Origin of the sequence: Micromonospora sp. NPDC023633 (assembly GCF_040640035.1) — a bacterium.
Taxonomy (GTDB): domain Bacteria; phylum Actinomycetota; class Actinomycetes; order Mycobacteriales; family Micromonosporaceae; genus Micromonospora.
Map to the genome: position 1 here is coordinate 1 of NZ_JBFABB010000193.1, position 8,812 is coordinate 8,812.

Sequence of the window (8,812 nt, forward strand, 5' to 3'; positions counted from 1 at the left end):
GAGTGAGCAGTGGAGGTACCGGCAGCGCAAGATCACGGATCAGTCGGGCCAGGTAGACGGCGCGCTCGTCGACAAGCCAGTCCCACCGGTAGTCCCGCTTGACACACGCGAGTACGGCATGTGGCGCTTGCGGGTCGTGAAGCGCCCGGTACGCGCCGCGGCCGAGGCCGTGCTGGAGCGAGCCTGTGAAGGTAGTTGGCTTGGAGTAGTACCAGATAGCCGATGTGGGTTCGGTCATCGTGGCCAGTAAGCTCCTCGGAGTGCGAATCGTGGGCCACCGTACCCACGACACCGCGCGTCCGCGACAGACTTCCGGACGTCGGTCGCAGGGCCACAGAATCGCCGGCAGAGACTCGGCCCGGCTGCGCATACACCACGCCAACGGGCACCTGAAATCCGCGCCCGACATAACCATTCCGCTCGTTATCTACGAGCGCATCGCGCCAGATCCGGATGCTTGAGCCGGCTGCGGATAGCTCCGGCGCTGTGGCCTGTTCAGCGGGGCGAGGTTTCGTGTTGGATGCCGGCCGCTCGGCGCCAGCGGCTGGCTTCGGCTTCGTGGGATCCGGTAGCGGTCGCCGTCGCGACGGCCACCGGATCCACTCCGCCGGTCAGTAGGGTCAGGGGCCACGCGGGCACGCCGCCAGCGCTGTCGTAAGCGGCCCAGGTCCATGGACCGTCGAAGCGCCAGGCACGACCATCGGCGTCAGCGACGTCGTCGCCAGCCTTCACGAAGGCGTACGGCCGGAAGAGCAGTTCGAGCGTGAACGGAACACCGCCGCCGGGCTCGATGCTCGTGCCCTGGAACTCCGATGCCGCGTCCGGAGCCTCGCCGGCGCGCAGGACGAGCAGGCTCAGGCCCGGGCGGGGCAGCCAGTCCGTCTCCTGCGGCGGATCGTACTCGTGAACCTCGATGACGTGGATGATCCGCGCCGGGATACCGACCCGACAGGTATCACCGGGTGCGAGGCGCAGGGCAGGCGGGTCGGTCACGTACAGCTCGTCCATCGGCACGGCCCAGGGCCACCACGCCGTTCCAGCACGAGCCCTCCGCGTCCGGGTCGATCTCCCACCAGGGCCAGCGGACGCTGACGTACGCCTCGTCGACGCCGATGACGACCGTTGGCGTGAACGGGCAGGAGATGCGCAGCACGTCCCCGACGCGGTAGACCATGCGCGGCAGGTTAGCGCGGTGTCGGGCAGGACGCCGGCCGTGGAAGGGGCCAGGGACCAGCGGTCGGTGACTGCTCGAAGCGGTTCGCGCGGCCGCAAGACGGCGCCGCCATGTTGCCCGACGAGCGCGCTGTTCGCGGCAAATGCGGATGCCTTTTGGATGCTGAGCGATCGTGTGCTCAGCGCGACGGAGCCCGGCCGCACCAGACCCACCTCCAGGCTGCGTCGCGTCGATGATCGGAGATACTCTCACCGTGCGAAGCGACCTCGACCAGATCGAAGCGGCGTTCGTCGGCACGCCACTGGCCGGCCTGCCGATCGGGCACGGCCCGTCGGGCACTGTCCTCGTCGCCGACATCGACCCCAATCGCCTGCACGAGGCCTGGCAGGCTGCCGACGCACTGGTGCCGATCCTCGGACGTCGGCCCGTCATGGTCACCGACGACTTCGACAACACACTGAGGATCCGGCCGAAGCCCGAGCCAGGTCCGTCAGAGTCGGAACTGCGCGCGTTCGCCGAGGCGGCCGAGTCTTCCGAACCCTGGCTGACCTACCGCCACTACAGCGAGGACGACGAGGTCGACGAGGGTGAGGTCGAGTACTACGCGCGTGGCATAGCCGGCGCCGACCTGGACCTGACGGCCCTGGTGTCGGATGTGGCGCTGCCGACTCCACGCCAGGCGCTGGAGAGGGCGCTCTACGATCGGCTGCTTGCCGACGCCGACCTGCACGCCCGGGTGCTTGGCGGCGTGCAGTTCGTGACGCAGACCGACTACTGGTACACGCCTGACAGCGTCCTGCTCATGTTGCTGCCCACCAGCGGCGTCCGCAGCTCGGGGTACTGGGTGGACTTCTTCGGTGCGCCCACTCGGGGGTACCAGCGGACGCTCGCCGAGGTGCTGGCGCAGTGGCGTCACCGGTGGGACGCCCGTCTGGTCGCGTCGTGGGGCACCATGCTGCAGTTCCAGGTGGGTCGTCGCCCGGCACCGGGTGACGAGGCGTGGACTGCGGCAGGCCAGCTCAAGGCGCTCGCTCCGAACCTCGACCTGAGCCGGTGGGAGGTCGCCGTTGCCTTGCCCGCCGGTGACGCGTGGTTCGTGCATAACCGGCCCTGACAGTGTCGACCAGACTGCGACCCTCGGCCGCTCGACCTGACACCTACGGTCGCCCTCGGCGACAAGCGCTTCCTGGCAGATCAGCACGACCGCGCGCCTCGCGGCATGACAGGGCTTCGGTCGCCGAGACTATAGGCGTTGAGGGTGTTGGGTGACGCGCTGGCGGCAGACGTTCATTGCCGCGACGGCCATGAATACTGCGGGACCGATCCGGACGCGATGGCGTTACCGGCAAGTCGGGGTCGGTGTACGCCGTTGAAAGATCAACCGCCGGTCCCGGGGTGCACCCGCTTTCTCAGGTTGGGCGGCGACCGTTCCGCCACCACCTTTCCGGCGGCGTCGTACCCGACCAAGACCGGCGGGTCGACGCTCTCGTTGGCGAGGTACCAGAAAAAGAACACGTCTTCGGCGCGTACGGCTGACCGCACGGACCCGTCGTGCAGTCGCAGTTCCGCCCGCACCGCATCCCCGGCGGCAGCCCACATCGTGTGTATTCCCCTGCCGTCCTCGGATCCGCCCATGGTGCTGAGCGGCTCCGTGCCCCGGTCCGCCGCGCCCGTGCACTGTCCCCCGGCAAGTTTGAAGCTTGTCGGGGCCGGCCGGTCGAGGTCACCGGGCGGCTCGAACAGGGGGGCTATGCAGGTGGTGCCGTCCTGGCCCTTGGCGGACCAGACGGACAGTACGGTGCCGTCCGGGCCCGGTGCTTGGGCCACTCGTCGTGCTGTCTGGACGTCCACCGCGCCCCCGGTTTCGGTCGCCCAGAACGACAACGGCTTAGTGAATGACTCGGGCAGCAGCCCTCCGGCGACGGCGATGCTCGCACCCGAAGCGACAAGGCCGGCAGTCAATGCGGCGGTAAACACGACCCGCCGCCTGTGCGACCGTGGAGGGGCCTCCGGGAGGTCGCCGGCGATGTTGATCAACAGGTGTGCCAGCGCTGCTTCCCGAGTCGAGGCAGGCCAGCGGTCATCGACTGCGGTAACCGGCCTGAGCTTCTCGACAATGATCATTATGTCGCGATCCTTGGTCATGCGGTGCCTCCTGCAGATGGCAGTGGACGTTGGGCAGCGTCGACGTGAGGCGGTGCGTCCGGCTCGCCGCTGGCGCGTAGTCGCCGCCGCGCCCTGAACAGACGTACATGGAAGGCCGGTAGTGAGCAGCCCGCCACCCGCGCCGCCTGCTCCGGGGTCAAGCCGTCCCAAGCGATCAGCAGCAGCGCCTCCCGCTCCTTCGGGGTCAGCGTCGCCAGTTGGGTCAGCACGGTAGCGCGCTCCGTGGCGAGAACATCGGCGGAAGCCGCCGGTTCCGCGACCTGCCGGAACCGCTCCAACTCGACGGCCACCCGTGCCTGCCGATGTCCCGATCGGCGCAGGTTGGAGATGGTGTTGCGGGCGACCACGAGCAACCAGGGCAAGGGGTCGTCCGGAACACTGGCGAGCTTCCGCCAGGCCACCAGGAACGTCTCCGACACCACATCCTGTGCGGAATCGGAGTCAAGGTGTCGCAACGCGTACGCCATCACCCGAGGTCCGTGTTCAGTCCACAGCTCCACGAACCGTTGTTCATGCCGCTCGGCTGTGTGCTCTTCTCTCACACCACGTAGTGTCCGGCCACACTTCGAAACTTACGGCGACAAGCTGCGAGAGAGTGAGCAGGTGCAGTTCACCCCGGGACGGTGGTCATGCGGCCTTCGCGCCTCGGCGACCCCAGCGCTGTTCGCGGTACTAAGCGATGAACTGTCAACGCACCCTTCTCGGCACGACAGGGCGGCGCCGAACGCGCACGGTCGGCGGCAGATCCGTGTACCCGAGCAAATGGTGCCGTTTGCCTGGTCGACTCGTCTCGGCGTCTGCGGAGGTTGTGGGTTGGACGCGCGTTGACCCAGCGCAGTGTGCCGAGGTTGGTGCCGTGGCGGGCGGTGACGGGGGTGTTGCCGGGGCGCGGAGGAACCGGCGGTGGCTGTCGTGGTCGCAGCCGCGGCCGGCGTAGACCTTGCGTGGGCGTCGGCGGAGTCGACCACGGACGCCGGGATCGGTGGGATCTTGTCGATCAGTGGGACGAGTTGGTGACTTGCGGGTGCCCGCCGGTGAGGATCACGGCCAGGGGGATCGCCACCGGCTCGGGCTGCTGCGGGGCGTCACTCGAGGCTGTTTGAAGCGCGTCAGACGATGAATTGCACTTCCGGGAAGGCCGGGTTCGGGCGGTTGAGCAGGTGTCCTCGGTGGCGTAGGTGCAGGTCGAAGAACGCGAGCGGGTACGCCTGCTGGATCCGCACCGCCCGGGCCGGGTCGAGGGTGCCGATCCAGCCGGCGAGGTCCTCGTCGCTCATCCCGATGATCCTCGCCAGTTGCGGGATCAGCCACTGGTGGTCGCAGTACGACGAGTGCGCCGCGCCGTCGGCCTGCACGTTGAGTCGCCATCCGCGCAGGTGCGACCAGAACTGCTCGACGCTTGGCTCGGCGGCCCGGGTGAACTCCGCGGTCATCAGCATGAACGGCCGGTCGAGGTCGGTGACCGGTGGCTGCGACTGCATCGGGCCGTCGAAGCCGAGTCCGGCCCGCACACGCCGGTCCTGGTTCATGACGAGAGCGGTCGCGGTCGCGCCCTTCGACCAGCCGAACATGCCGATGCGCCGCAGGTCGAGCGCGGCGCCCAGGCCGGCCGGCAGCGGACGCCGCTCGGCGTCGGGGTTGCGGCCGGCGGCGAGGTCCTCGATGCGGTCGAGGACGAACCGGATGTCGTGGGTGGAGTCCCATGGTGTGAACGACAGGTCGTTGGGGACCGTGAGCCGGCCGTCGGGGAACTCGCTGAACCCGTCGTACGTGTGATCCACCGTGACCACGACGTAGCCGTGGCTGGCGAGTTCCTGAACCACGATGGTGGCCTCGGCGCGGTGACCGTCGTTGCCGTGGGAGAACACGATCACGGGCAGCCGTCCGGGTGTCCGGAGTGCCGGAGCGCCCTCGTGGCCGGCCGTGAGGGGCGCCGCCGCGGCATCGGCGTCGAACCCGGCGGACACGAGCAGCGCACGTAGCGGCGCGGCGGGCATCCATGGCACTACCGGATGACGCCGGGCGTCCCGGGCGGCGGGGTACCAGACGCTGGCCATCAGTTCGCGATAGTGCCCGGGGCCGGCGACCGGATCCGGGCGGGATCTGTCGACGAGGTGCAGGGACACGGTGCCGGCACGGTGCGGCCCGGTGGGTGGGGGCAGCGTGAGCCGTGCCGGGCCACCCGGGGCCGCCGCCCAGCCGCGGCCGGCGTCGCCGAGCGGCACGGCGACCCCGGTTGCGAGCGCGGCTGCGAGCAGGTGTCGGCGGGTCAGTGTGATGGTCATCGGTCCTCCTGGGTGTCGGTGGTCTCGACCCGCGCGATGAGCTGCTTCAGCCGCCCGATCTCGTCGGCAAGCGCGGTGTTGCCGGCGGCGGTGAGCATGATCCAGGTACGGCCGCGCCGGCCGGCGTAGCCCTTCTCGACCTCGATCAGGCCGGCCACTTCGAGCACGCTCAGATGCTTGGAGAGGTTCCCGGCGGTCAGCTCCAGTTGGGTGCGCAAGTAGCCGAACTCGACCCGGCGCGCCTCGTGCGCGATGGTGAGAATCCCGAGCCGCACCCGCTGGTGCACTACCTCGTCCAGTCCGGTGACCGGGTGGGCGAATGGCTCGTGCGGGTCCGGGGTCACGGCCTCCGTGCTCACCGGTGCCGCCGGCGGGCCACCGCGAAGCCGACCGTGCCCAGCAGCAGCACGACGCCGTTGACGATTTGCTGCGGCAGGAACTCTCCCAGGATTCCCGCGTATCCCCAATTGGGGTGCCAGAAGAAGTTGATCGGCACCAGCACCAGCACCAGGTATCCGAGGGTGAACACCAGCAGTGCGACGTTGCGCTCCAGCCGGGCCAGCACCAGCAGCGCGACCCCGATCGTGCCGGCCGGTGCGACCAGACGGTCCAGCAGCATCACCCAGTCCGGGAGCGGGTCGGTCGGACCCGGGTGGTTGGCCAGATACAGGCGCACCAGCAGCCACGCGGCGGTGAACAGGACGGTCAGGGCGACGCCGGTGAGCGCGTACGGCAACACCCGGGCGCCCAGCCCCCGTGCCCGGGTCACCCGCACCGCGTACACGGCGATCGCCGTGTACGCCAGTAGCAGCGCCGGCGGCCAATAGAACATCGCGCCCTCCCGCCGGATGTGGCACATGGAGCTGCCGTCCACGTTGTTGATCCACGCGCTCGCGGACCCGCAGTCGGCGTAGAGGGAGTACCAGTCGATCGGGATCGCCGCGAACGTCACCGCGGTCAGCACCAGCAGCGCGACCCAGGTCACCCGCTGGTCAAGCCGCACCCGGTGGGCGAGGGTGCGCACGTCCGACAGTAGCCGGCGGGGATCACCGCTGGCGGGTACCGAATCAGTGGTCATGCCAATAGGTTTCCACAGCAAACCTATCTCCGCTAGTACTATCTTCGACGGCTACCGCACAACGCCCCGCAGCAGCAGCGGCCCGCGTGGGCCTCGGCTCCGCGCGAGGGCGCGACACTTCGGTCATCGCACCGACACCTGGATCAAGATCAGATATCCGCTCATCGGCAGATCCGTGCACGTCAGCTGGCGGCGCGCGAACTCTCCGAGCATCTGACCGAGGCGGCACTCGGGGTGTAGATCCAGCCCTCCGCAGGACACAACCCCTCACGGTGCGCCGGCTGGCCCGTACGGCCGGCATCCCGGCCGTGGCTAGGCCAACCGCAACCACCATCTGACCAATAAGCCATGAAACGTGAGTTGGTGTCGTCGCCGCGTGAAATCGGACCCTGCTGGGGCGTCTGAATTTGGACCCCTTTGCCTGTATGTGACCTTACTCAGTCGTTGGTCTTGGTGGCTGAGGGGACGCGGCCGAGGTCGCGGTCTTTGAGTCGGTAGCTGTCGCCCTTCATGGAGATGACTTCGGCGTGGTGGACGAGGCGGTCGATCATGGCTGCGGCGACGACATCGTCGCCGAAGACTTCGCCCCAGCGGCCGAAGGGCTTGTTGCTGGTGACGATCAGGCTGGCTCGTTCGTAGCGGTTGGAGACGAGTTGGAAGAACAGGTTGGCGGCTTCGGCTTCGAAGGGGATGTAGCCGACCTCGTCGACGATTAGCAGTGGGATCCGGCCGAGTTTGACCAGTTCGTCTTGCAGGCGGCCGGTGTGGTGGGCGTCGGCGAGGCGGGACACCCATTGGGCGGCGGTGGCGAACGCGACTCGGTGTCCGGCTTGGCAGGCCCGGATCCCGAGGCCGATGGACAGGTGGGTCTTGCCGGTTCCGGGCGGGCCCAGGAAGACGACGTTCTTTTTCGACGCCACGAAGTCGAGGGTGCCGAGGTGGGCGATCGTCTCCCGCTTCAGAGAGCGTTGGTGGTCGAAGTCGAACTCTTCCAGGCTCTTGCGGGCCGGGAATCTCGCGGCCCGGATGCGGCCCTCACCGCCGTGAGCCTCCCGGGCGGCAACCTCACGTTGCAGGCAGGCGGCGAGGAACTCCTCATGCGTCCACGACTCGGCCCTGGCTCGCTTGGCCAGGCGTTCCACCGACGCGGCGAGGGAGGGTGCTTTCAGTGCGCGGGTGAGGAACGCGATCTCCGAGGTGACGTTGCGGCTGGTCTTGGTGGCCATCACGCGGCCACCTCGACGTCGAGGCCGAACATCCGGTCGTAGTCGGCCAGTTGGCGGTGCTCCACCTCGGTCGTGACCGCTGGCGTCGGTGCCTGTCGGGCAGCGGTGCGCAGGTCAGCGGCGGCCTGGCGGTGAGCCGGGTCGGTGATGCTCTGATGCTTCGCCCAGCACCGGTCGTGCTGGGCGACCTGTCGGCTGTCGCAGAACACCTGCACCCGATCGCAGTCGGCTGTGACCTCGACGCGGCGGCCGACCACCGCCGGGTGCACCGAGTAGTCGTTGCCGTCCAGGCGAACGTAGTGATCCCGGGGCAGGCGGGTGGTTTGCCGCCAACCGACCACCGGCGCCACCGGCGGCAGTGGCAGCATCGCCTGCCGGTCGGAGTCCCACCGATCCACCGGCCGGCAACCCAGCATCCGATGTCGGCGGTGGTTCGCCCGCACCAACCAGTCCGCCAACTGGGCGTTGAAGTCCTGCGGTGAGCCGAACCGGCGCCCGGGCAGGAACGACGTCTCCAGATATCCGTTGGCGCGTTCGACCAGGCCCTTGGCCTCAGGGTCCGCCGGCCGACACTGGATCACGCGGATGCCGAGAGTGCCGCGGAAGGCGTTCATCGCCTCGGTCAGTGCCGAGCCCAAGCGGAGTCACTCACCTCCTGTTTTGGAGGCGATGACCACCGACCCGCGCGATCGCAAGCACATGCCGCGCTCTGCGCGCCGACCGAGTCGCAGATCAGTTGGCGGACGAGTGTCGCGCATCTGTTGACGGAGGACACAGCCGGTCGTCTTCTGTCTAGTCCCACCACATGCTTGACGGATACGTCCCAGGACATGATTGACGTTCGGTCTAGAACATTGTCCTGATGAGGGCGGGCGTTCAGAGA

General features: G+C 68.6%; 10 protein-coding genes and 2 pseudogenes. 1 reads left to right on the forward strand and 11 read right to left on the reverse strand.

The features are described from left to right. The 3 genes from AB0G13_RS32605 to AB0G13_RS32615 all read right to left on the reverse strand — a co-directional run. On the reverse strand, positions 1 to 238 hold a 238-nt coding region (locus AB0G13_RS32605), incomplete at its 3' end, for a hypothetical protein (RefSeq protein ID WP_357882886.1). Positions 239 to 495: 257 nt separating this feature from the next. Further along, positions 496 to 1,008: a hypothetical protein gene (locus AB0G13_RS32610; RefSeq protein WP_357882889.1), complete on the reverse strand. Its 513-nt coding sequence runs from the start codon at positions 1,006 to 1,008 to the stop codon at positions 496 to 498. Next, positions 956 to 1,174: a hypothetical protein gene (locus AB0G13_RS32615; protein WP_357882892.1), complete on the reverse strand. Its 219-nt coding sequence runs from the start codon at positions 1,172 to 1,174 to the stop codon at positions 956 to 958. The genes AB0G13_RS32610 and AB0G13_RS32615 overlap by 53 nt, the downstream gene beginning before the upstream one ends. Before the next feature lie 253 nt (positions 1,175 to 1,427). Here AB0G13_RS32615 and AB0G13_RS32620 point away from each other — a divergent pair, with 253 nt between their 5' ends. Next, complete coding sequence (locus AB0G13_RS32620) at positions 1,428 to 2,288, forward strand: hypothetical protein (RefSeq protein ID WP_357882894.1); 861 nt, start codon at positions 1,428 to 1,430, stop codon at positions 2,286 to 2,288. Between the two features lie 263 nt (positions 2,289 to 2,551). Here the strand turns inward: AB0G13_RS32620 and AB0G13_RS32625 are convergent, their stop codons facing one another. The 8 genes and pseudogenes from AB0G13_RS32625 to AB0G13_RS32660 form a co-directional block, all read right to left on the reverse strand. Next, complete coding sequence (locus AB0G13_RS32625) at positions 2,552 to 3,319, reverse strand: hypothetical protein (protein ID WP_357882897.1); 768 nt, start codon at positions 3,317 to 3,319, stop codon at positions 2,552 to 2,554. Continuing rightward, positions 3,316 to 3,882 carry an RNA polymerase sigma factor gene (locus tag AB0G13_RS32630; protein WP_357882900.1) on the reverse strand — a complete coding sequence of 189 codons (567 nt, stop codon included), beginning with the start codon at positions 3,880 to 3,882 and terminating at the stop codon, positions 3,316 to 3,318. The genes AB0G13_RS32625 and AB0G13_RS32630 overlap by 4 nt, the downstream gene beginning before the upstream one ends. 284 nt (positions 3,883 to 4,166) lie before the next feature. Beyond that, a pseudogene (locus AB0G13_RS32635) lies at positions 4,167 to 4,397 on the reverse strand (IS5/IS1182 family transposase); the annotation flags it as partial. Between the two features lie 52 nt (positions 4,398 to 4,449). Further along, positions 4,450 to 5,625, reverse strand: coding sequence for an acetylhydrolase (locus AB0G13_RS32640; RefSeq protein WP_357882903.1), 1,176 nt, complete (start codon positions 5,623 to 5,625; stop codon positions 4,450 to 4,452). Beyond that, positions 5,622 to 5,984, reverse strand: a complete 363-nt coding sequence (locus AB0G13_RS32645; protein ID WP_357882906.1) for a transcriptional regulator — start codon at positions 5,982 to 5,984, stop codon at positions 5,622 to 5,624. Before AB0G13_RS32645 ends, AB0G13_RS32640 begins: the two co-directional genes overlap by 4 nt. Further along, complete coding sequence (locus tag AB0G13_RS32650) at positions 5,981 to 6,703, reverse strand: hypothetical protein (protein ID WP_357882909.1); 723 nt, start codon at positions 6,701 to 6,703, stop codon at positions 5,981 to 5,983. Before AB0G13_RS32650 ends, AB0G13_RS32645 begins: the two co-directional genes overlap by 4 nt. A gap of 437 nt (positions 6,704 to 7,140) precedes the next feature. Beyond that, a complete protein-coding gene (istB, locus tag AB0G13_RS32655) occupies positions 7,141 to 7,929 on the reverse strand; it encodes an IS21-like element helper ATPase IstB (protein ID WP_357882912.1) in 789 nt (262 codons plus the stop codon). After that, positions 7,929 to 8,537, reverse strand: a pseudogene (locus tag AB0G13_RS32660) (integrase core domain-containing protein); the annotation flags it as partial. The gene istB and the pseudogene AB0G13_RS32660, both read right to left, overlap by 1 nt. Between the last annotated feature and the right edge of the window lie 275 nt (positions 8,538 to 8,812).